The organism is Pseudotabrizicola algicola, assembly GCF_010915705.1.
GTDB lineage: Bacteria > Pseudomonadota > Alphaproteobacteria > Rhodobacterales > Rhodobacteraceae > Pseudotabrizicola > Pseudotabrizicola algicola.
On record NZ_JAAIKE010000003.1, the window covers coordinates 530,432 to 552,170 of the forward strand.

19 protein-coding genes and 1 pseudogene are annotated in these 21,739 nt (G+C 65.8%); 12 read left to right on the forward strand and 8 right to left on the reverse strand.

What is annotated here, in order from left to right:
* Nucleotides 1–40 precede the first annotated feature (40 nt).
* The gene (ychF, locus tag G3572_RS12265) at nucleotides 41–1,138 is read right to left on the reverse strand and encodes a redox-regulated ATPase YchF (RefSeq protein WP_164612188.1); all 1,098 of its coding nucleotides are present in this window, start codon (nucleotides 1,136–1,138) and stop codon (nucleotides 41–43) included.
* A gap of 139 nt (nucleotides 1,139–1,277) precedes the next feature.
* Between ychF and trpA the strand changes: the two genes are divergently transcribed.
* Nucleotides 1,278–2,069, forward strand: a complete 792-nt coding sequence (gene trpA, locus G3572_RS12270; RefSeq protein WP_164612189.1) for a tryptophan synthase subunit alpha — start codon at nucleotides 1,278–1,280, stop codon at nucleotides 2,067–2,069.
* A gap of 30 nt (nucleotides 2,070–2,099) precedes the next feature.
* On the opposite strand, the gene G3572_RS12275 is transcribed toward trpA, so the two are convergent.
* The 3 genes from G3572_RS12275 to argC all read right to left on the reverse strand — a co-directional run bounded on the left by G3572_RS12275 (nucleotide 2,100) and on the right by argC (nucleotide 4,386).
* On the reverse strand, nucleotides 2,100–2,585 hold the full coding sequence (locus G3572_RS12275) for a GNAT family N-acetyltransferase (RefSeq protein ID WP_164612191.1): 486 nt from the start codon (nucleotides 2,583–2,585) through the stop codon (nucleotides 2,100–2,102).
* A 38-nt stretch (nucleotides 2,586–2,623) separates the two neighbouring features.
* Nucleotides 2,624–3,274 (reverse strand): pyridoxamine 5'-phosphate oxidase family protein, encoded by a 651-nt coding sequence (locus tag G3572_RS12280; RefSeq protein WP_164612193.1) that lies wholly within the window; start codon nucleotides 3,272–3,274, stop codon nucleotides 2,624–2,626.
* A 194-nt stretch (nucleotides 3,275–3,468) separates the two neighbouring features.
* Nucleotides 3,469–4,386, reverse strand: a complete 918-nt coding sequence (gene argC / locus G3572_RS12285) for an N-acetyl-gamma-glutamyl-phosphate reductase (protein WP_164612195.1) — start codon at nucleotides 4,384–4,386, stop codon at nucleotides 3,469–3,471.
* 136 nt (nucleotides 4,387–4,522) lie between these two features.
* Between argC and G3572_RS12290 the strand changes: the two genes are divergently transcribed.
* Nucleotides 4,523–5,686 carry an alpha-hydroxy acid oxidase gene (locus G3572_RS12290; protein ID WP_164612197.1) on the forward strand — a complete coding sequence of 388 codons (1,164 nt, stop codon included), beginning with the start codon at nucleotides 4,523–4,525 and terminating at the stop codon, nucleotides 5,684–5,686.
* Here G3572_RS12290 and G3572_RS12295 read toward each other — a convergent pair whose 3' ends face one another.
* The gene (locus G3572_RS12295; protein WP_164612199.1) at nucleotides 5,687–6,826 is read right to left on the reverse strand and encodes an MFS transporter; all 1,140 of its coding nucleotides are present in this window, start codon (nucleotides 6,824–6,826) and stop codon (nucleotides 5,687–5,689) included.
* Nucleotides 6,827–7,176: 350 nt separating this feature from the next.
* Here G3572_RS12295 and G3572_RS12300 point away from each other — a divergent pair, with 350 nt between their 5' ends.
* A complete protein-coding gene (locus G3572_RS12300) occupies nucleotides 7,177–7,782 on the forward strand; it encodes a 50S ribosomal protein L25/general stress protein Ctc (RefSeq protein WP_164612201.1) in 606 nt (201 codons plus the stop codon).
* 56 nt (nucleotides 7,783–7,838) lie between these two features.
* On the opposite strand, the gene G3572_RS12305 is transcribed toward G3572_RS12300, so the two are convergent.
* Both G3572_RS12305 and G3572_RS12310 read right to left on the reverse strand, forming a co-directional pair.
* Nucleotides 7,839–8,219: a GFA family protein gene (locus tag G3572_RS12305; protein ID WP_164612203.1), complete on the reverse strand. Its 381-nt coding sequence runs from the start codon at nucleotides 8,217–8,219 to the stop codon at nucleotides 7,839–7,841.
* 15 nt (nucleotides 8,220–8,234) lie between these two features.
* Nucleotides 8,235–9,221, reverse strand: coding sequence for a glycosyltransferase family 2 protein (locus G3572_RS12310; RefSeq protein WP_164612206.1), 987 nt, complete (start codon nucleotides 9,219–9,221; stop codon nucleotides 8,235–8,237).
* Nucleotides 9,222–9,297: 76 nt separating this feature from the next.
* Between G3572_RS12310 and pth the strand changes: the two genes are divergently transcribed.
* Both pth and G3572_RS12320 read left to right on the forward strand, forming a co-directional pair.
* On the forward strand, nucleotides 9,298–9,996 hold the full coding sequence (pth, locus tag G3572_RS12315; protein WP_164612209.1) for an aminoacyl-tRNA hydrolase: 699 nt from the start codon (nucleotides 9,298–9,300) through the stop codon (nucleotides 9,994–9,996).
* Nucleotides 9,997–10,106: 110 nt separating this feature from the next.
* Complete coding sequence (locus tag G3572_RS12320; protein ID WP_164612211.1) at nucleotides 10,107–12,122, forward strand: M3 family metallopeptidase; 2,016 nt, start codon at nucleotides 10,107–10,109, stop codon at nucleotides 12,120–12,122.
* Nucleotides 12,123–12,344: 222 nt separating this feature from the next.
* Here the strand turns inward: G3572_RS12320 and G3572_RS12325 are convergent, their stop codons facing one another.
* Nucleotides 12,345–13,328 carry a GlxA family transcriptional regulator gene (locus G3572_RS12325; RefSeq protein ID WP_164612213.1) on the reverse strand — a complete coding sequence of 328 codons (984 nt, stop codon included), beginning with the start codon at nucleotides 13,326–13,328 and terminating at the stop codon, nucleotides 12,345–12,347.
* A 73-nt stretch (nucleotides 13,329–13,401) separates the two neighbouring features.
* On the opposite strand from G3572_RS12325, the gene bcoG reads away from it, so the two are divergent.
* The 7 genes and pseudogenes from bcoG to G3572_RS12360 all read left to right on the forward strand — a co-directional run bounded on the left by bcoG (nucleotide 13,402) and on the right by G3572_RS12360 (nucleotide 21,699).
* Entirely contained in the window at nucleotides 13,402–14,310 is a 909-nt protein-coding gene (bcoG, locus tag G3572_RS12330) for a 3-dehydrocarnitine:acetyl-CoA trimethylamine transferase BcoG (protein WP_164612215.1), read from the forward strand.
* Nucleotides 14,307–14,819: a lipocalin family protein gene (locus G3572_RS12335; RefSeq protein ID WP_164612217.1), complete on the forward strand. Its 513-nt coding sequence runs from the start codon at nucleotides 14,307–14,309 to the stop codon at nucleotides 14,817–14,819. Before bcoG ends, G3572_RS12335 begins: the two co-directional genes overlap by 4 nt.
* Nucleotides 14,820–14,875: 56 nt before the next feature.
* A complete protein-coding gene (locus tag G3572_RS12340) occupies nucleotides 14,876–16,333 on the forward strand; it encodes a carnitine 3-dehydrogenase (protein ID WP_164612220.1) in 1,458 nt (485 codons plus the stop codon).
* A pseudogene (locus G3572_RS12345) lies at nucleotides 16,333–17,497 on the forward strand (acyl-CoA dehydrogenase family protein). The gene G3572_RS12340 and the pseudogene G3572_RS12345 overlap by 1 nt, the downstream one beginning before the upstream one ends.
* Before the next feature lie 275 nt (nucleotides 17,498–17,772).
* Nucleotides 17,773–19,761, forward strand: coding sequence for an acetate--CoA ligase family protein (locus tag G3572_RS12350; RefSeq protein ID WP_164612222.1), 1,989 nt, complete (start codon nucleotides 17,773–17,775; stop codon nucleotides 19,759–19,761).
* 3 nt (nucleotides 19,762–19,764) lie between these two features.
* Entirely contained in the window at nucleotides 19,765–20,565 is an 801-nt protein-coding gene (locus G3572_RS12355) for a carnitinyl-CoA dehydratase (protein WP_240335514.1), read from the forward strand.
* A 120-nt stretch (nucleotides 20,566–20,685) separates the two neighbouring features.
* On the forward strand, nucleotides 20,686–21,699 hold the full coding sequence (locus tag G3572_RS12360) for an AAA family ATPase (RefSeq protein WP_164612223.1): 1,014 nt from the start codon (nucleotides 20,686–20,688) through the stop codon (nucleotides 21,697–21,699).
* Nucleotides 21,700–21,739 lie beyond the last annotated feature (40 nt).

Genomic DNA, 21,739 nt, shown 5'->3' on the forward strand with positions numbered 1-21,739 from the left:
CCGCTGACTGCCGTTCCAGACGTCGCGATTCCGTCCAGCCTCAGCCGCTGAACAGGAAGTGCAGCACATCCCCGTCCTTGACCTCATAGGTCTTGCCTTCCACCCGGAACTTGCCCGCCTCTTTCGCGCCCGCCTCGCCCTTGCCGGCGATGTAATCGTCATAGGCCACGGTTTCCGCGCGGATGAAGCCCTTCTCGAAATCGCCGTGGATGACGCCTGCCGCCTGCGGGGCCAGCGTGCCCTTCAGGATCGTCCAGGCCCGCGCCTCCTTCGGCCCGACGGTGAAATAGGTCTGCAAGCCCAAAAGCTCGTAGCCCGCGCGGATCAGCCGGTCGAGGCCCGCTTCCTCCAGCCCCATCTCGCCAAGGAACATCTCTGCCTCGTCCTGCGGCAACTGGCTGATCTCTTCCTCGATCCGGGCCGAGATCACCACGGTTCCGGCCCCTTGCGCCTTTGCCATCTCGGCCACCCGCGCCGACTGGCTGTTGCCGCTCGCCGCCGAGGATTCCTCCACATTGCAGACATAGAGAACCGGCTTCGACGTCAGCAACTGCAGCAACCGCCATGCGCGCAGGTCATCCGCCGCCACCTCGACCGTGCGGGCGGGCTTGCCATCCTCCAGCGCCTTCTGCGCCAAGAGCAGCAGGCGGTCCTGATCCGCCGCCTCCTTGTCGCCGCCCTTGATCTTGCGCGCAAGGTTCGCCCGCCGCCGCTCGATGCTTTCCAGATCGGCCAGCATCAACTCGGTTTCAATCGTCTCGGCATCCGCCACAGGGTCGATCCGCCCCTCCACATGGGTGATGTCGCCATCCTCGAAACAGCGCAGCACATGGGCAATCGCATCGCATTCGCGGATATTGGCCAGAAACTGGTTGCCCAGTCCCTCGCCCTTCGATGCGCCGCGCACCAGACCCGCAATATCGACAAAGGTCATCCGCGTCGGGATGATCTGCTTTGATCCGGCAATCGCCGCCAGCTTGTCCAGCCGCGCATCCGGCACCGCCACCTCGCCCACATTCGGCTCGATGGTGCAGAACGGAAAGTTCGCCGCCTGCGCCGCCGCCGTCCGGGTCAGCGCGTTGAACAGGGTCGATTTGCCCACATTCGGCAGACCCACGATACCCATCTTGAAACCCATGATCTTCTCCATCCGGCGGTTGACAGGCTCTTAAGCGTGATAAGGCACGGGATCAATCCCGCCAGCCCCGCCGCGCCCCATTGATTTTCCCGCCCCGCCCGTGCAAACCGCATGGCAGACAAACGGGATGGGGCCAGACATGACCAGAATCGACGCGACCTTCGCACGCCTGCGCCAGCAGGGGAAAAAAGGCTTCGTCGCCTATATCATGGCAGGCGACCCCGATATCGCCACATCTCTGGAAGTGATGAAGGGTCTGCCGGGGGCGGGGGTCGACATCATCGAACTCGGCATGCCCTTCACCGACCCGATGGCCGATGGCCCCACCATCCAGCTGGCAGGGCAGCGCGCGCTCGACCATCACATGAAGATGGATCAGGTGCTTGATATGGTGCGCGACTTCCGCGCGGGCGACGCGACCACGCCCATCGTGCTGATGGGTTACTATAACCCTATCTATGCGCGCGGCGTCGATCGCTTTCTGGCCCAGGCGAAAGAGGCTGGCATCGACGGCCTGATCGTCGTCGACCTGCCACCCGAAGAAGACAGCGAGCTGTGCATCCCCGCCCAAGCCGCGGGCCTGAACTTCATCCGCCTCGCCACGCCCACGACAGACGCCAAGCGCCTGCCCGCCGTGCTGAAAAACACCTCGGGCTTTGTCTATTACGTCTCGGTCACCGGCATCACCGGCGCCGCCGCCGCCCAAGCCGCCGATGTGGGGCCAGAGGTGGCGCGCATCAAACAATCCACCGACCTGCCGGTGATCGTGGGCTTCGGCATCAACACGCCTGACGCGGCAAAGGCCATCGCCAGCGTGGCCGACGGCTGCGTCGTCGGCTCCGCCATCGTCAAGGATATCGGCGCAGGCAAGCCGGTGTCCGAAGTGCTGGCCAACGTCGCCGCCCTCGCCGCAGGCGCCCACGCGGCCTGACCCTGTGGCCTTGCCCGCCAAGGCCACGGCTTACGCCTTTGCCACCATCGGCAGGATCAACCCCCACGGCGTCTGCCGGGGTGGGCCCAGTTGCGTGAACCCAAGGGTGCTGTAGACCCGGATCGCACGGGCATTGTCGGGGTGCGGATCTGTGGCAATCACAGGTGCCCCGGCCTCAAACAAGGCCTGCATCCGCGCCCGGATAAAGCGCGGTCCATGCCCGATGCCCAGCATGTCGGGCGCACCGATGTACTGGTCGATCCCCCGCGACCCCTCGGGAAGGCTGGCAAAATGATGATCCTCCCAGCCATGCACCGTATAATCCTGCATGAAGGCAAAGGGGCGGCCCTCACAGGTCACGATCTGGCGCAGCACGCGGCGATCCGCCAGTTCTTCTGCGCTATAGGGGCCGCGTGGCTCCCACCACGCGCGGACATGCGGGTTTGATTGCCAGCGCATCAGCAGGTCGGCGTCATCCGCCGTCACCCTGCGGAAGCTGTAGCGATGGTCTGTCATGCCGCCTTGCGTCCCTGTTGTCGGCAGAGGCCCCACCCTCAATACATGGACTGGCGGTAAGCCTCCTCAAGATCGCTGTCCAACTTTGCCAGCGCCGACGGGTCCTCGGGCGCGCCGCCGGTCTGGTCAAGGATCATATGCACCAGCGATGGCATCTCGCGCCGGTTCTGCCGCCGCTCGGGGTTCCACAGGTCAGACCGGCGGAAGGCCTTGGCGCAGTGCAGGAAGACCTCCGTCACGCTGACCACGATGGCGACGCCGGGCAGCCGACCGTTCACCGCCAGCCGCGCCAGAACGTCAGGGTCGCGTGTCACCTGTGCCCGCCCGTTGATCCGCAGCGTGTCGTCGAACCCCGGCACCATGAACAAAAGCCCGATGGCAGGGTTGGCAATCAGGTTGCTCAGGGTGTCCAGCCGGTTGTTGCCGGGCCGGTCGGGGATCAGCAGCGTCCGGTCATCCAGCACCTGCACAAAGCCGCAAGGGTCGCCACGCGGGCTCACATCGGCGCGGCCATCGGGGGTCTGCGTGCCGATGCAGACAAAAGGCGAGCGCGCCACGAAGTCGCGCGCATGCCGGTCCAGACGGGGCTGGCACTTGCGCAGGGCCAGGTCATGCGTGGCAGGGAACAGCGCCCGCAGGCCCTGTTCGGTTGCAATCAGGAAGTCGGGGTTGAGCGGGGCGTCTGTCATGGGCGTCGGATCTCGCGCGCAAAGGGAATGGGGCAGGCTAGGCGCCGCTCCCCGCCGCCGTCAACCCCCGTATCCGCTGCACCGTGCTACCCCGCGCCCGACTGCGGGAGCAGGTTAACAAAAGATGAAGGGCCGCAGGTCAACCCATTGATATAAAACGACAGTCAACCCTGTAACACAGGGGGAACCCCGTGTTACAGCCCGGCCCCTTCCTCCATGCCCAGCATCAGGTTCAGGTTCTGCACCGCCGCGCCAGAGGCCCCTTTTCCAAGGTTGTCCAGCGTGGCCAGCAGCACCACCCGGTCCCCCTCCGGCCCGGCATGGACGGACAGTTCCATCACATTGGTCCCGTTCAGCCGCTCGGGGTTGATGCGGGGCAGCAGGCTGTCCCCCTCCACCACCCGCACGAACCGGGCCCCTTCATAATGGGCCGCCAGCGCCGCATGATACTCCCCCGCCGTCTGCCCCTTGGGCAGGTGCAGCGGGACCTGCACGACCATCCCCTGGGCAAAGTTGCCCACCGAAGGCACAAAGATCGGCCGCCGCGTCAGCCCCGAATGTGCCATGATCTCGGGGATATGCTTGTGCTTGTGCTCCAGCCCGTAAACAAAATGCGCCCCCGCGGTCCCCTCTTCGAACTCCGAGATGAGCGCCTTGCCCCCGCCCGAATACCCCGAGACCGCGTTGATCGAGAGCGCCGCATCCGCCGCGATCAGCCCCGCCGCGACCAAGGGTGCCAGCAGCGCGATCGACCCCGTCGAATAGCAGCCCGGATTGGAAACCCGCGCCGCCCCCGCGATCCGCGCCCGGTTGGCGGCGGACAGCTCGGCAAATCCGAATGCCCAGTCCGGGTTGACCCGATAGGCCGTGCTGGCGTCGATGATGCGGGTCGGCAACCCTTCGCAGAGCGCGACCGCCTCGATCGCCGCCGCATCGGGCAGGCACAGGATCGCCACATCGGCGGCGGCAAACGCCTCCCGCCGCGCCGCCGGATCCTTGCGCCGGGCCGGGTCCACCTGAACCAGCCGGATATCGCCGCGTTTCAGCAAACGATCACGGATCTGCAGACCCGTCGTTCCCGCTTCACCGTCAATGAATACCGCTGCCGTCATGCTGGTCTCCTGTCTTTGTGGCGCGTGCTAGCGCATCTTGGCCACAGGGGAAACAGCTTTTGCCCTGCAGCCCTTTGCAATTGCGCGCGACTTCGCCGATTGGTAAGGATGTTTGACCACATCAAGGGGGCGCGCCATGCCGGTGATTACTTGTATCGAAGACCTCAAGCGCATGCACAAACGCCGCACGCCCAAGATGTTTTACGATTATGCGGAATCCGGCAGCTATACCGAACAGACTTTCCGCGAGAACACGTCCGATTTTGCCGAGTTGCGGTTGCGCCAGAAGGTTGCCGTCGACATGTTGGGCCGCAATGTGGCCAGCACGATGGCAGGGTTTCCGGTGACAATGCCGGTGGCCCTTGCCCCCGTGGGGTTGACGGGGATGCAGGCCGCTGACGGAGAGATCAAGGCGGCCCGCGCGGCTGCAAAGTTCGGGGTGCCGTTCACGCTGTCGACCATGTCGATCTGCTCTATCGAGGATGTGGCTGCCAACAGCCCGGCCCCGTTCTGGTTTCAGCTTTATGTCATGCAGGACGAGGATTTCGTCGACCGCATCATCCAGCGGGCCAAGGATGCCAAATGCAGCGCCTTGGTGCTGACGCTTGATCTGCAAATTCTGGGGCAGCGGCACAAGGATTTGAAAAACGGCCTGTCGGCTCCGCCCAAACTGACTTTGCCCGTGCTTCTGGACCTTGCCACCAAATGGGGGTGGGGGCTGGAAATGCTTGGCACCAAGCGGCGGCAATTCGGCAATATCGTGGGCCATGTCAAAGGCGTCGGCGACACGTCGAGCCTGATGAGCTGGATTTCCGACCAGTTCGACCCGCAGCTTGACTGGAGCAAGATCGCCCGTATCCGCGACCAATGGGGCGGCAAGTTCATCTTGAAGGGTATCCTTGACGAAGAGGATGCCCGCAAGGCCGCCGATTTCGGGGCCGATGCCATCGTCGTGTCGAACCACGGCGGGCGTCAGCTGGACGGGGCGGTGTCTTCGATCCGCATGTTGCCGCGGATTGTCGATGCGGTGGGAGACAGGGTTGAAGTCTGGATGGATTCCGGCATCCGCTCTGGGCAGGATGTGCTCAAGGCCTTGGCGATGGGGGCCAAGGGCACCATGATCGGGCGCAGCTACATCTATGGGCTGGGCGCGATGGGAGAGGCCGGAGTGACGCGTGCACTCGAGGTCATCCGCAAAGAGCTCGATACCACGATGGCCCTGTGCGGAGAGCGTGACGTGCATGACCTCGGCCGCCACAACCTTCTGATTCCGAAGGGATTTTCTGACAGCTGGCAGTAATCAGCGCGTCGTGCGTGCCATCAGGGGCGACAGCACGAGCACGGCCAGCAGCAGGCAGGCGGCAAAGACAAAGGCAAAGCGCAGCCCGAAGCCGCCCGCGATAAAGCCGAGCATCGGCGGGCCGAAAAAGTAGCCGAAATAGCCATAGAGGGTGGCGCGCGCGACCGCGCGTGCCCGCGCCTCGGGCTTTGCGAGGCGGCCGACCAGAGAAAATGCAGTCGGCGCGATGACAGAGGCCCCCAGCCCCATCACGATGAACCCGGCATAGGCCATCGCGGGCGTTTGCGCCGCTGCCGCACCCAAGGCCCCCAGTGCCGCGATCAGCGCACCGCCTGTCAACAGGCGGTAAGGGTCAACGCGCTGCGCCAGACCTTGCCCCGCGAGGCGGGCAAATCCCATTGTCAGCGCCAGGGCTGCCGGTCCGAGTGCGCCCTGTTCGGGGCTGCCGCCCAGGGTCTTTTCGATATGCAGCGCTGACCATGCTTCGGCCGCGTTCTCTGTCATGAAGGCGATCAGCACCACCGCCCCCCCCAGCAATGGCAGCAGGCCAAGGGCCGCAGCCCCCGGCCCCTTGGGCTTGCGCAATCCGCTGATCTGGCCGTCCGGCTCCCACGTGGTCAGTGCAAGCGCGCCGGCGGCAAGCGCCATGCTGCCCAGCACCCAATCCGGCCCCCAGCCTGCGCCCCGCATCACGCCTGTGCCGATGGCCGCACCGGCATAGCCGAAACTGTAGGCGGCATGACACAGGTTCATCAGGTGAATTTTGCGGGTGTTTTCCAACTCGGCCACGCGGGCATTCATCAAAACATCTGTCAGTCCGGTGCCCGCCCCGCAGATCATCATCGCCAGTGGAAACAGCACCAGACTGGCGGTTTGCCCCGGCAAGGCGACGCCCAGCCCCATGACGAGCGCCGCGAGCGGCAGCGCAAGCCGACCCATCGCCGCCCCGAACGCGGGCGCCAGCAGCATGGCCGTTACCGCCGCGAGCGGTGTGAACAGCAACAAAAGGCCCAACTGCGCCTCATCGACCGCCAGCATCGCCTTTATGTCGGGCAGGGCGGCGGCAAAACTGCCCCAGACCACGCCCATGCCAGCAAATGCGGCCAGCGGCGCACGCGCGACTGTCACGAGATTGGCCATAGGGGGGACTCCGTTCTTACCAGCCGGACCTAGCAGAGGCAGCGTGCCGCCGCCATCCCCAAGGCGACGGAGCGCCCATGCGGGGCGACGCGCGCGGGCTCCGGCGCCCTCTGGTGTCGGGGAACAACCGGGCTGGCTGGGCGGCGGTTCCGGTCCTTGCGCCATCAGTGGCGGCAAACAGCGCGTCGGCCTTCCGCTCCCTCACCCTTGCCGCGCTTGCGCGAGGCTTGCAGCAATAGGGAAAGAAAGGGGCAATTTCCGCTTTCCCCCGCGCTGATTCCCCGCTATAGCCCCCCGGTCGCGCCGCGCACCCTTGGAGGGCGGTGGACTTATTTATATGGAGAACTGCAATGGCTGGTGAGATCCCTGATCTGATCGCCGAGGCACGTACGGGGACAGGCAAGGGGGCCGCCCGTCAAGCTCGTCGTGAGCAACTCGTGCCCGGTATTGTTTACGGTGGCGGTGTGGACCCGCAACCGATCAACATCAAATACAACTATCTGCTGACCAAACTGCGCAAGGGCCGGTTCCTTTCGACGCTGTTCAACCTCAAGGTTGAAGGTCAGGAAGATGTCCGCGTGATCTGCCGCGGTGTGCAGCGTGATGTGGTGAAGGACCTTCCGACCCACGTCGACCTGATGCGCCTGCGTCGCACCTCGCGTATCAATCTGTTCATTCACGTGAACTTCGAAAACCATGACAAGGCCCCCGGCCTGAAGCGTGGCGGCACGCTCACCGTGGTGCGTCCCGAAGTCGAACTGGAAGTGACCGCCGGTGACATTCCGGATCACATCACGGTTGACCTGACCGGCAAGAACATCGGCGATGTCATCCACATCGGCGACGTCACCCTGCCCGAAGGCGTGAAGCCGACCATCGCGCGGAACTTCGTGATCGCCAACATCGCTGCGCCCTCGGGCCTGCGTTCGGACGACAACGCCGAAAGCGCTGAATAACTCTTGCGCCGATAAGGCAAGCAAGGGCGCGGCGGGGAGACCTGCCGCGCCTTTTGTTACTGGGCGTTCTGTGGCAGGCCATCGGCGATTTCATAATAGTCGCCCTTGTCAGCCACAAAGATATGCAGATGGAGCGCTGTCTGCGTCGGCCCGTCAAAAGCCCCCATCGCCACCGCGATCCAGTCACGCTGCGGCGGGTCCCAGAACAGCGAAGATCCGCACCGCGCGCAAAATCCGCGCCTGACCTTGGGCGATGACGCATACCATGTGACATGCTCGGCCCCGGTCACAGCGAGATCGGCTTTCTTCACTTCGGTCGAAGCGAAGACATGCCCGGATTGCTTGCGACACATGGTGCAATGGCAGGCATTAGGGGGCGGCAAGGCCCCCTTTACGCGAAAGCGCACCGCGCCGCACTGGCAAGACCCTTCGTGCATGTGCACCCCCCCGTTCTAGCCACCCGCCAAGCCAAGATGATGGGCGTGGCGCGGGTCGTCCTTTACGTTTGTTCCGGCTTTGGCCGCCAGCCTCGCGACATAATCGGCGCAGCACAGATGATGCAGCCGCGCCACGTCGGGCAGGGCCATCAGCCTTGCATGAACCCGGTCGAACTCTGCCCTATGACGCAGCGCGCTGTCATCCACAGCTTCGTTTCGGTTGTAGCGGTCAAAGTAACCGTCGGTGTAACGATCCTTGCCCGCAACCGGAGACAGGCTGCCGCGCTTCAACTCGAAGCTCTCGGCCGCGCGCACCATGTAGTGGTTCATCTGCGCGGTCGCATGGCTGACCCTCTCCAGCGGAACGCGGCGCAGGTAATCGCCGCCCGGGGTCCATTCGGGAATGTCGGCACCATCGGCATTGACCCAGCGCATGCCCGGTTCACCCCAGCGCAGGGCATGGCGGCGCTTCAGCCGCTTTGGCCCATGTTCACCCAACTTGCGGAACCAGTCGGGTCTGGCGTGCAACGTCTTGACCCAAGTCGACGAAAAATCGTGGGATTTCGCGCAACTGCGGAACTGGAGGTGCGTGAGCCCGTCTGACCATAGGCCAAGACCCGAGGTGCCGAACACCCGCCAATTGATCGCCATACCCAGAAAATCGGCAGTGTCGGGGATCAGATCGGTGATCTGGCCTTGCCCGTTATGGATCACCAGAAATTCGTCCACGTCACAGACCAGAACCCAATCGGCCTTTGAAACCTGCGGTAGTGCCTTGGCCGCTTCCAGTTTGCGGGCGCAAATGTCGACCCCGTCGGGGACGTCATGGCGCAGGTGTGTCACCCCCTCGGGGTGCAGCGCGTCGAGCAAGGCGGGCGAATGGTCGGTGCAATCATTGGTGACAACGACAATGTCGGTGAAGCCGAGCCGCTTGTACCACGCCACCCATTCCACCAGAAACGGCCCTTCGTTGCGGACAGAACAGACGACGGCAAAGCGCATGCAGGCTCCCATTTGCTGAGCCGATGCTTGACGGGCGGGGCGGGCTTCGTCAAGGAGGAGGGCGAAGGAGAGCATGATGAAACTCTTTGTCGGCCTTGGAAATCCCGGTGCGAAATATGCGGGCAACCGCCATAACATCGGCTTCATGGCAATGGACAGGATCGCCGCCGATCATGGCTTTGGTCCGTGGAAATCGGCCTTCAAGGGAGAGGTGGCCGAGGGCCGTCTGGGTTCTGAAAAGGTGCTGCTGGTCAAGCCGGGCACTTTCATGAACCTGTCGGGCCAATCGGTTCAGGCGGCAATGGCCTTCTACAAGCTGACCCTTGCCGAAATCACGGTCTTTCATGACGAGCTTGATCTTGCCCCCGGCAAATGCAGGATCAAGGAAGGCGGCGGCCATGCCGGGCATAACGGCCTGCGCTCGATCAGCGGGATGGTGGGCGAAGGGTATCGCCGCGTTCGCCTTGGCATCGGGCATCCGGGTCACAAGGATGCGGTGGCCGCTTACGTGCTGCATGATTTTGCCAAGTCCGATCAGGACTGGCTGGACGATTTGCTTCGCGGCCTGTCTGACGGGGCACCACATCTGGCGGCAGGTGATGGCCAGAAATTCATGAACGCGGTCGCCCTGCGGGTGGCGCCGCCGCGCTCTTCCGAAAAGGCACGGCCTGCGCCCCCGGCTGCCCAGCCAGCGGCCCCTGCCGCTCGGACAGAGACAGAGCCGCAAGAGGACAGCCGCAGCCCGATGCAAAGGCTGTTGGACCGCTTTCGCTAGCGGCAAGGCGCGGATGCGCTTCGTCGGGGAGTCTCTCAAACAGGCGCAACGCTGCGGGGTGTGGACCTTTGCCCTGCGCATGCCTAGCTTTGCAGGCAAAGGAGAGCCCGATGACCATATTCGCACACGACTGGACCACACCTTTCGGATTGCCGCCCTTTGACGAGATCCGCGACGAGGATTTCGGCCCTGCCTTTGATGCGGCCCTTGCCGCGGCGCGGGCCAATATCAACGCCATCGCCCAGAATGAAGAGGCGCCCACTTTTGCCAATGTGATCGAGGCGCTCGAGTTGGCCGAGGGCGCGCTCGACCGGGTGGCGGGGGTGTTCTACAATCTTTCCGGCGCAGATGCGAATGACACGCGCGAGGCGCTCATGCGCGAACTGGCCCCGAAGATGAGCGCCTTTTCCTCGGAGGTATCGAATAACAAGCCGTTGTTCGCGCGGATCGAGGCCCTGTGGCAAGGACGGGAGACGCTGGACCTGACGCCGGAACAGCTGCGGGTGCTCACCCTATACCGGCAGATGTTCGTGCGTTCCGGGGCGCTTCTGGAGGGCGAGGCGGCTGCGCGCCTGACCGAGGTGAAATCGCGCCTTGCGGTTTTGGGGACGCAGTTCAGCCAGAACCTTCTGGCCGAGGAGCGCGACTGGTTCATGCCGCTGGCCGAGGCGGATGTGGAAGGGCTGCCCGAGTTTGTCGTGGCTGCTGCTCGGGCGGCGGGCGAGGAACGCGGCGCGGGTGGGCCGATCGTCACGCTCAACCGCTCGCTCATCGTGCCGTTCCTGCAATTCTCTCCCCGCCGCGCCTTGCGCGAGCGCGCCTTCGAGGCATGGGGTGCGCGGGGGGCGAATGGCAACGCGCAGGACAATCGCGCGATCGCGGCGGAAATCCTTGCCTTGCGGGCCGAGCGGGCGGCGCTGCTGGGCTATGCAAGCTTTGCCGAGTACAAGCTGGAACCCGAGATGGCCAAGACTCCAGCGGCGGTGCGTGACCTGTTGATGCGGGTCTGGCAGCCCGCCAAGCGCAAGGCCGAGGCGGATGCGGCGGTGCTCGAGGCGATGCTGCATGAGGATGGGATCTCGGGGCCGCTGGAGCCTTGGGACTGGCGGTATTACAGCGAGAAACGGCGGCGGTTGGAGCGTGATCTCGATGAGGCCGCGCTCAAGCCCTATCTGTCGCTGGAGGCGATGCTTGCCGCGCAGTTTGATTGTGCGGCGCGTCTGTTCGGGCTGGAGTTCCGCGAACTTGAGGGGCCGTTCTACCACCCTGATGTGCGCGGATGGGAAGTGACGCGGAACGGGGCTCATGTTGCAGTTTTCCTAGGGGATTACTTCGCGCGCGCCTCGAAGCGGTCGGGGGCGTGGTGTTCGGCCATGCGATCGCAGCGCAAGCTGGGCGGAGAGGTGCGGCCGATCGTCGTCAATGTCTGCAACTTCGCCAAGGGGAATCCGGCGCTGTTGTCCTATGATGACGCGCGCACGCTGTTCCATGAGTTCGGCCATGCGCTGCACCAGATGCTGTCCGATGTGACCTACGGTTTCATCTCGGGCACCTCGGTTGCGCGGGATTTTGTCGAACTGCCCAGTCAGCTTTACGAGCATTGGCTGGAGGTGCCTGCGGTGCTGGAGCAGCATGCGCGGCACTGGCAGACAGGCGCGCCGATGCCTGCGGACATGCTGGAGCGGTTGCTGGCGGCGGGCACCTATGACCAGGGCTTTGCCACGGTGGAGTTCATCGCCTCGGCCATGGTCGATCTGGCCTTCCATGACGGCGCGGCCCCCGCCGATCCCATGCAGAAGCAGGCCGAGGTGCTGGAGGCGCTGGGGATGCCGCGGGCGATCCGGATGCGGCACGCGACGCCCCATTTTGCCCATGTGTTTTCCGGTGACGGGTATTCGTCGGGCTACTACTCCTACATGTGGTCCGAGGTGATGGATGCCGACGCCTTCGCGGCCTTCGAGGAGGCGGGGGACCCGTTTGATCCGGCCACGGCGGGGCGGCTGGAGCGGTTCATTCTGGCGGCGGGCGGGTCCGAGGAGGCGGAGAGCCTCTACACCCGCTTCAGGGGGCGGATGCCGGGGGTGGAGGCCTTGCTCAAGGGGCGCGGGCTTTTGGAGGAGGTGTGAGCGCCCCCTGTGTTACAGGCGGACGAGTCATTTTAAATCAAGGGCTTGACCTGCGGGGTTAAGACTTTCTTCATCTTCTGGGGAAAGGGGGCGCTGCCCCCTTGGGCCTTTGGCCCATCCCCCGGAGTATTCGGTAAGCAGCAATTCAGGGGGGCGCAACAGGCCTTGCATTGCTGCTTTGAAAATACTCCGGGGGGGCCGCAGGCGGGGGGCAGCGCCCCCCTAATCCCGCTGCCGCCGGAGCGAGGCCGGGGCGCAGGCGAAGGCGCGGCGGAAGGCGCGGGACAGGGTGGCGGGGCTGGAAAACCCGCAGCGCAGGGCGATTTCGGACAGGGGGTGTGCGGTATCGGTCAGCATGCGCCGTGCCGCGGCGAGGCGCAGCGAGAGGGCATGCGCCCCCGGCGTGGTGCCCAGATTGTCGCGAAAGAGGCTTTCCAGCCTGCGGGCCGAAAGGCCGACGCGGGCGGCGAGGGCGCTGACAGGTTCGGGGCTGTCAAGGGTTGCCTCCATCCGGGCCAGCACGCGGGCGACGCGCGGATCATAGCCCGGTTCGGGAGGGGAGGGGCCTGCGGTTGCGGTGATCTGGGCGGTATGGCCGGGGCGGGGCGGTTGCAGGAAGCTTTGCGCCACCTGACGCGCCAGCCCTGCGCCGTGGCGGGCGCGGATCAGGTGCAGCATCAGATCATAGGCCGGGGCTGCGCCTGCGGCGGTCAGACGGTTGCGGTCGATCACGAAGCGGTCGGGGCTGACGGTGACATGCGGATGGGCATGGGCAAGGTCTTCGAGGTCCTCCCAATGCACGGTGGCGCGGTGGCCGTCCAGCAGCCCTGCGCGGGCCAGCACCCAAGGCGCGGCATCGACCCCGCCGATGGCGGCGCAGAGCGGGGCCATGCGGCGCAGATCGCGGATCAGCGGGCGGGTTGCCACCTCGGCCAGACGGTAGCCTGCGATCACCATCAGAAGGTCGGCCCCCTTGGCGGCGGCGAGCGCGCCGGAGGACGGCAGTTCGATGCCGCAGGTCAGCGGCGCGGGCTGGCCATCCGGCGTGACGATGCGGAAGCGGAAGGCGTCGCGCCCCAGATGGCGGTTGGCGGCGCGCAGGGGGTCGAGCACGCTGGCCACCTCGAGGATGGAGCAATGCGGCAGCACCAGAACGACGAGATCGAGCGGTCGGGTCGCGGCGCTGAACAGGGCATTTTCCGTCATCGTGATTTCGTAAAACGCAAAGCGCGGGCTGGCAAGGGCGTTAAGCTGGCCTCAAGCAGAAGGGGAGGGCGCGATGCCACTGACCATGAACCGCGAGGTTTTCATCACCTGTGCCGTGACCGGATCGGGCGGCACGCAGGATCGCAGCCCGCATGTGCCGCGCAGCCCGAAGCAGATTGCCGATTCGGCGATTGATGCCGCCAAGGCGGGGGCCGCCGTGGTGCATTGCCATGTGCGCGACCCCGAGACGGGAAAGCCGTCACGCGCGCTGGCGCTGTATCGCGAGGTCACCGAACGTATCCGCGATGCGGGCGAGGATGTGGTGTTGAACCTGACCGCAGGCATGGGCGGCGACATCTATTTCGAGGGCACCGAGGATATGGGCCGCATCGGCCCGCGCTCGGACATGGCGGGCGCGGCCGAGCGGGTGGCGCATGTGGTCGATTGCCGCCCCGAGATCTGCACGCTGGATTGCGGCACGATGAACTTCAACGAGGCCGATTATGTGATGGTGAACACCCCCGGCATGTTGCGTGACATGGCGCGGCGGATGACGGCGGCGGGTGTGCGCATCGAGATCGAGGCCTTTGACACCGGCCATCTGTGGCTGGCAAAGGAATTGGTGCGCGAAGGCGTGATCCCCGACCCGGTGCTGGTGCAGCTGTGCATGGGCGTGCCGTGGGGCGCGCCGGATGATCTGAACACATTCATGGCGATGGTGAACAACGTGCCATCGGGGTGGCACTGGAGCGCCTTTGCGCTGGGTCGGCACCAGATGCCCTATGTGGCGGCGGCGGTGCTGGGCGGCGGCAATGTGCGGGTGGGGCTGGAGGATAACCTCTGGCTCGACAAAGGGGTGCTGGCGACCAATGCGCAACTGGTGGAGCGCGCGGCCACCATCATCGAGAACCTCGGCGCGCGGGTGATTACCCCCGCCGAGGTGCGGGCGCGGCTGAAGCTGGAGAAGAGGGCGCCGCTATGAAACGGCTTCTTCTGCTGTCTGTGCTGGCTTTGGCGGGGTGTGATTTTCATACGCCCTCGCCGCGCTATGCCTTTGCGCCGATGTATGTGGTCGATGTCGCGCCCGAGCGGCTGGTCGGCACCTGGTATGAGGTGGCCAGTTTTCCCGCGCCGTTTCAGGACGGATGCAGCCACACCACGGCAACCTATGGTGTGATCGACGGGGGGCTGAGCGTGGTGAACCGCTGTCGGCGGGACGGGCAGGTGGTGCAGATCAGCGGCACGGCGGTTCCGGTCGGGCCGGGGCAGTTGAAGGTGAAGCTGGGCGGTGTGCCCTTTGCCGGAGACTATTGGGTGATCGGGCAGAGCCGCGACGGGCGCACGCTGCTTGTGGGCACGCCGACGCGGCTCGCGGGCTGGATGCTGCACCGTGACCCTGTGGTGACGGAGGCGGAGCGGCGCTGGGCCGCCGAGGTATTTGGCAAGAATGGCTATGACGTGGCGGCTTTGCAGCGCACGGATCAGCGGTAGCGGTAGCGGTTGCGTTGCCCGAGGTGGTGGCGACGGCGGGGGATGGGGAGCGACAGATGGCACGCAAGGCGGCAATCATTGGCGGCGGGGTGATCGGGGGCGGCTGGGCTGCGCGGTTCCTGCTGAACGGTTGGGATGTGGCGGTGTTCGACCCCGACCCGGAGGCGCCGCGCAAACTGGGCGAGGTGCTGGCCAATGCGCGGGCGGCCTTGCCCGCGCTGTCGGACGGGCCGATGCCCGCCGAGGGGCGGCTGGTGTTTTGCCAGACGCTGACCGAGGCGGTGGAGGGCGCGGATTACATCCAGGAAAGCGTGTCCGAGCGGCTGGATCTGAAGCACCGCGTTTTTGCACAAATCCAGCAGGTCGCGCCGGATGTGCCGATCGGGAGTTCCACTTCGGGCTTCAAACCTTCCCAATTGCAACAAAATGCCGCCAATCCGGCGGTGATCTTCGTCGCCCATCCGTTCAACCCGGTCTACCTGTTGCCGCTGGCCGAGGTGGTGCCTTCGGCGGCGTCCGATCCGGCGCTGATCGAGCGGGTGAAGGAGGTGTTGCGCGAGATCGGGATGTTTCCCCTGCATGTGCGCAAGGAGATCGACGCCCATATCGCCGACCGCTTCCTCGAGGCGGTGTGGCGCGAGGCGCTGTGGCTGGTCAAGGACGGGGTGGCGACCACCGAAGAGATCGACGAGGCGATCCGCATGGGCTTTGGCCTGCGCTGGGGGCAGATGGGCCTGTTCGAGACCTATCGCGTGGCGGGCGGCGAGGCGGGCATGAAGCATTTCATGGCGCAGTTCGGCCCCTGTCTGCAATGGCCCTGGACACGGCTGACGGATGTGCCCGAGTTCAACGATGACCTGGTCGACCTGATCGCCGGCCAGTCGGATGCGCAATCGGGGATGCACACGATCCGCGAGCTGGAGCGGATCCGCGACCAGAACCTGATCGGCTTTCTGCGGGTGCTTAAAGAGCGCAACTGGGGGGCGGGGAAGGTGCTGCTCGCCCATGACGCCCGCCGCCGCGCCGCCGCGCCCGCTCCGGTGGCGGGGGACGGGCCGATGGAGATGGCGCGGCTGACGGTGCTGCCCGGCTGGATCGACTACAACGGCCACATGACGGAAAGCCGCTATCTGTTTGCGGCCTCCGAAACCTCGGACGCGTTCCTGCGCCATATCGGGGCGGATGTGGCCTATGTCGGCACCGGCTTCAGCTATTACACGGCCGAGACGCATATCCTGCATCTGGGCGAGGCGAAACTGGGCGACGCGCTGACGGGCACGGTGCAGGTGCTGGCGGCGGATGAAAAGCGGCTGCACATCTTCATCCGCATCCTGAAGGACGGTACGCCTGTCGCCACGCTGGAGCAGATGCTGCTGCATGTCGACATGGGGCGCGGCAAGACCTGCGCCGCACCCGCCGCCATTCTGGACCGCCTGCGCCCCATCGCCGCCGCCCATGCCACCCTGCCGCGCCCCGAAGGAGCCGGACGCCACGTCGGCCAGCGGGTCTCGTGATGCAGTTCGGCCTGACCGATGAACAGCGGATGATCGTCGAGACCACCCGCAGCTTTGTGGAAACCGAGCTTTACCCGCATGAACTTGCGGTCGAACGCACCAACCACCTGCCGCTGGACCTGATCCGCGAGATCCAGAAAAAGGCCATCGCTGCGGGGCTCTATGCCGCCAACATGCCTGCCGAGGTGGGGGGCGCCGGGCTCGATACGCTGTCCTGGCTGCTCTATGAGCGCGAGCTTGGCCGGGCCAACTACGCCCTGCACTGGACATGCGTGGCCCGCCCGTCGAACATCCTGCTGGCGGGGCACCCCCGAACAGCGCGAACGCTACCTGATGCCCTGCATCCGGGGCGAGACCTGGGATTGCCTTGCGATGACCGAACCCGGCGCCGGGTCCGACCTGCGCGGCATGAAGGCGAGCGCGCGGCAGGAGGGCAGCGACTGGGTGCTGAACGGCACCAAGCACTTCATCAGCCATGCCGATCTCGCAGGGTTCACCATCGCCTTCATGGCGACGGGCGAGGAGGCCACGTCCAAGGGGCCGAAAAAGAAGATCACGGCCTTCTTCGTGGACAAGGGCACCAAGGGCTTCACCGTCCGCGAAGGCTATCGCAACGTGAGCCACCGGGGCTATACCAATGCCGTGCTGGAGTTCGATGACTGCAGGGTTCCGGCCGAAAACGTGCTGGGCGAGCCGCACCGGGGCTTTGAGGTGGCCAACACCTGGCTCGGGGCCACGCGCCTGCAAGTCGCCAGCACCTGCCTCGGCCGCGCGGGCCGCGCCCTGCAGCTTGCCATCGCCTATGCCGCCGAACGCCGCCAGTTCGGCCAGAGCATCGGCAAGTTCCAGGGCGTCAGCTTCAAGCTGGCCGACATGGCAATGGAACTCAAGGCCGCCGAATTGCTGACATGGGAGGCCGCGTGGAAGTTCGATCAGGGCGCGGTGACCGAGGCCGACATGAGCATGGCCAAGCTGAAGGCCACCGAAGTGCTGGCCATGATCGCGGATGAGGCCATCCAGATCCACGGCGGCATGGGCCTGATGGACGACCTGCCGCTGGAACGCATCTGGCGCGACGCGCGGGTGGAGCGGATCTGGGAAGGCACCTCCGAGATCCAGCGCCACATCATCAGCAGGGAGCTGCTGCGCGCCGTCGGAGGATGACGATTTTTCTGCGAAAAATCAGGGGGCTGTCTGCCCCCTCGGCCTGCGGCCTCACCCCCGAGGATATTTCTCAACAGATGAAACGGAATTTTAACCATGCTCGGTGATTCTGATCCGGCCGAACAGGGGGGGACCCCGATGACGGTAACAGGTGAAGTTTCCCTGCCCCGTTGGTTCGGGGCAGGGCGACTCTGTCTGCCATTCATCTGTTCAAAAATATCCTGGGGGTCCGGGGGCAAAGCCCCCGGGGGGTGGCGCAGGCGCGAGGTCGGAAGATGACCCGCCTTTCGCGTCTTTTACGCCCGCGCTCGGTTGCCGTGCTGGGTTCGGTCTGGGCCGAGAATGTCATCACGCAATGTCAGAAGATGGGTTTTGACGGGCCGGTCTGGCCCGTGCATCCGACCCGCGAGACTGTGGGGGGCGTGCGCGCTTTTCAGTCGCTGGCGGACCTGCCCGGCGTTCCCGATGCCACCTTCATCGGGGTCAATCGCTTTGCCACGCTGGATGTCGTGCGCGATCTGGCTGCGATGGGGGCCGGCGGGGCGATCTGTTTTGCCTCCGGTTGGGAGGAGGCCGGCGAGACCGGATTGCAGGCAGAGCTGGTGGCGGCGGCGGGGGCGATGCCGGTGCTGGGCCCCAATTGCTATGGCGTGATCAATTACCTCGACGGCGCCTTGCTGTGGCCGGACCAGCATGGCGGGGAACGGGTGGAGCGGGGGGTGGCGCTTCTGTCGCAATCCTCCAACATCGTCATCAACATGACCATGCAGGCGCGGGGTTTGCCGGTGGCCTATGTCGCCTGTCTGGGCAATGCGGCGCAGGTGGGGCTGGCCGAGCTTGCGGGCGCGCTTCTGGCGGATGAGCGGGTCACCGCGCTGGGCATGTATGTGGAGGGCATTGACGATGCACCTGCTCTGGCGCGGCTGGCGGCGGAGGCGGCGCGGGCGGGCAAGGGGATTGTCTGTCTGAAATCCGGCAAGACCGAGCTGAGCAGGGTGGCGGCGGCGTCGCATACGGCCTCGCTTGCCGGAGAGGCGGCGGTGTCTTCGGCATTCTTCCGCAAGGCGGGCATTGCCGAGGTGTCGACCCTGCCCGAACTGCTGGAGACGCTGAAGATCTTCCACGCGCATGGCCGGGGTCTGGGGCCGCGCCTGTGCTCGCTGTCCTGTTCCGGGGGCGAGGCGGGTCTCGTGGCCGATCTGGGGGCTGCGGCGGGGGTGGAGTTTCAGCCCCCTTCCGAGGCGCAGCGGGCGCGGTTGGGGGAGATCCTCGGGCCGATCGTCGCCATCGCCAATCCGCTGGATTACCACACCTTCATCTGGGGGGACGGGCCGCGCACCACCGATGTGTTTGCCACCATGCTGGCGGGGTATGATGCGGGGGTGTTCATCATCGATCCGCCCCGGCCGGACCGCTGCGATCCGTCGTCCTTCCGGCCTGCTCTGGAGGCGATCGTGGCGGCGGCGCGGCAGACGGGGAAGCCGGCCTTTGCGGTGTCCTCCCTGCCGGAGAATTTCGACGAGGCTCTGGCAGGGCAGATGATGGCCGAGGGCGTGGTGCCGCTGATGGGGCTGGAGGCGGCGCTGGGCGCGATCTGCGCGGCGCAGAGCCTGTGGGATGTGGTGCCCGAGAGTCCGCTGCCGGCCCGGCCCCTGCGGGAAGCGCTGCTGCTGGATGAGGCGGCGGCGAAGGCGGTGTTGCGCGGGGCGGGGGTGCCGGTTCCCGTGGGGGTGACGGCGCGGTCGCTGGACGAGGCGGCGCGGCTGGCGGCGGGATTGCGCGCGCCCCTGGTGCTCAAGGGCCTCGGTTTTGCCCACAAGACCGAGGCGGGGGCGGTGCGGCTGGGGCTGACTTCGCTGGAAGGTGCGGCAGAGATGCCGGGGGCCACGGGTTATCTGGTGGAGGAGATGGCCACGGGTGCCGTCGCCGAGGTGCTGGTGGGGCTGCGGCGCGATCCGGTCTATGGGGTATCGCTGACGCTGGGCATGGGCGGGGTGACGGCAGAGCTTCTGGCCGATACGGTGACGCTGGTGTTGCCGGTGACGGGGGCGCAGGTGCGGGATGCGCTGGGGCGGCTCCGGTTGTTTCCGCTGCTCGATGGCTATCGCGGGCGGCCTCGGGGGGATGTGGCGGCGCTGGTCGGGCTGGTGCTGCGGCTGTGCGATCTGATGGCGGATGACGGGTTGGAAGAGATCGAGCTGAACCCCGTGCTGGTGTTCGAGCAGGGTGTGATGGCGGTTGATGCCTTGATGCGGAAAGGATGAGCGATGCCGATGGAGATGCTGACCGAGGGGCCGATCCGCACGCGGGTGGAAGGCGCGGTGCTGGAGGTGACGCTGGACCGGCCCAAGGCCAATGCCATCGATCTGGTGACGAGCCGGATCATGGGGCAGGTGTTCCGCGCCTTTCGCGATGATGATGCCTTGCGCGTCGCGATCCTGCGGGCCGAGGGGGAGAAGTTCTTTTGCCCCGGCTGGGACCTGAAGGCGGCGGCGGCGGGGGATGCGGTGGATGGCGATTACGGGGTGGGGGGCTTTGGCGGCTTGCAGGAGTTGCCGAACCTCAACAAGCCGGTCATCGCGGCGGTGAACGGCATCTGCTGCGGGGGCGGGCTGGAGCTGGCGCTGTCTTGCGACCTGATCCTTGCAAGCGCCAATGCCACCTTTGCGCTGCCCGAAATCCGGTCTGGCACGGTGGCGGATGCCGCGAGCATCAAGCTGCCCAAGCGCATTCCCTATCATGTCGCGATGGACCTGCTGCTGACGGGGCGGTGGTTCGATGCCGAGGAGGCGCTGCGCTGGGGGTTGCTCAGGGAAATCTGCGCGCCGGAGGCTTTGCTGGGCAAGGCGTGGGACCTGGCGCGGCTGCTCGAATCCGGGCCGCCGCTGGTCTATGCGGCGATCAAGGAAGTGGTGCGCGAGGCCGAGGACATGCGGTTTCAGGATGCGCTGAACCGGATCACCAAGCGGCAGTTGCCCACGGTCGACAGGCTCTATTCCAGCGAGGACCAGCTGGAGGGGGCGCGGGCCTTTGCCGAAAAGCGCGATCCGGTGTGGAAAGGGCGTTAGGCGCGCCGTCAGATCATTTCGGGTTCTCACGATCATTTGTGCCCCTCGCGCTTTTGCCATTTGTGCCTTGCGGCATAGTTCGCTCTAATGGGACCGCAACAACCCCAAGGAGGCGACGACATGGCCGCAACCCCCCCCGAAGCCGATCTTGTCGAGGCGATCGAAAGGCTGGGTGACAAGCTGGGGCAGGCCAAGGCCTCGATCAACCGGCGCTTCATCGGACAGGAAAAGGTGGTCGATCTGGTGCTGGCGTCCATGCTTTGCGGCGGTCATGCGCTGCTGGTGGGTCTGCCGGGGCTGGGCAAGACGCGGCTGGTCGATACGCTGGGCACGGTGATGGGGCTGTCGGCCAACCGCATCCAGTTTACCCCCGACCTGATGCCCGCCGATATTCTGGGGTCGGAAGTTCTGGAAACCGGCGAAGGCGGGGCGCGCGCCTTCCGCTTTATCGAAGGGCCGATCTTTTGCCAGTTGTTGATGGCGGACGAGATCAACCGCGCCAGCCCGCGCACGCAATCGGCGCTGCTTCAGGCCATGCAGGAAAAGGAAGTGACCATTGCGGGCCAGCATCGCAAGCTGGGCAAGCCGTTTCACGTGCTGGCGACGCAGAACCCGATTGAACAGGAAGGCACCTATCCGCTGCCCGAAGCGCAGCTTGACCGCTTTCTGGTGCAGGTCGATGTGGAATATCCCACCCGCGCGACCGAGCGGGACATCCTGATCGCCACCACGGGGGCCGAGGATGCGCAATCCACCCAAGTGTTCACCGCCGAGGAACTGATCGCGGCGCAATCGGTGATCCGCCGGATGCCGGTGGGCGAGGCGGTGGTGGAGGCGATCCTCGATCTGGTGCGCGCCTGCCGCCCCGGCGAGGCCGAGGGCCGTGCGCTGGAGGGCAGTCTGAGCTGGGGGCCGGGGCCGCGTGCGGCGCAGGCGCTGATGCTGACGGTGCGGGCGCGGGCGCTGCTGGACGGGCGGCTTGCGCCATCGGTCTCGGACGTGGCGGCGATGGCCCGTGCGGTGCTGACGCACCGGATGGCGCTGTCCTTTGCCGCGCGGGCGCGGGGCGAGACGCTGTCGGGCATCATCGATCAGGTTACCACGCGCACCCTGCGGCTTGAGGCTGCGGCGTGAGCCTTGATCTCCAGTCCCGCGCCGAGACGCTTGGCCAGTC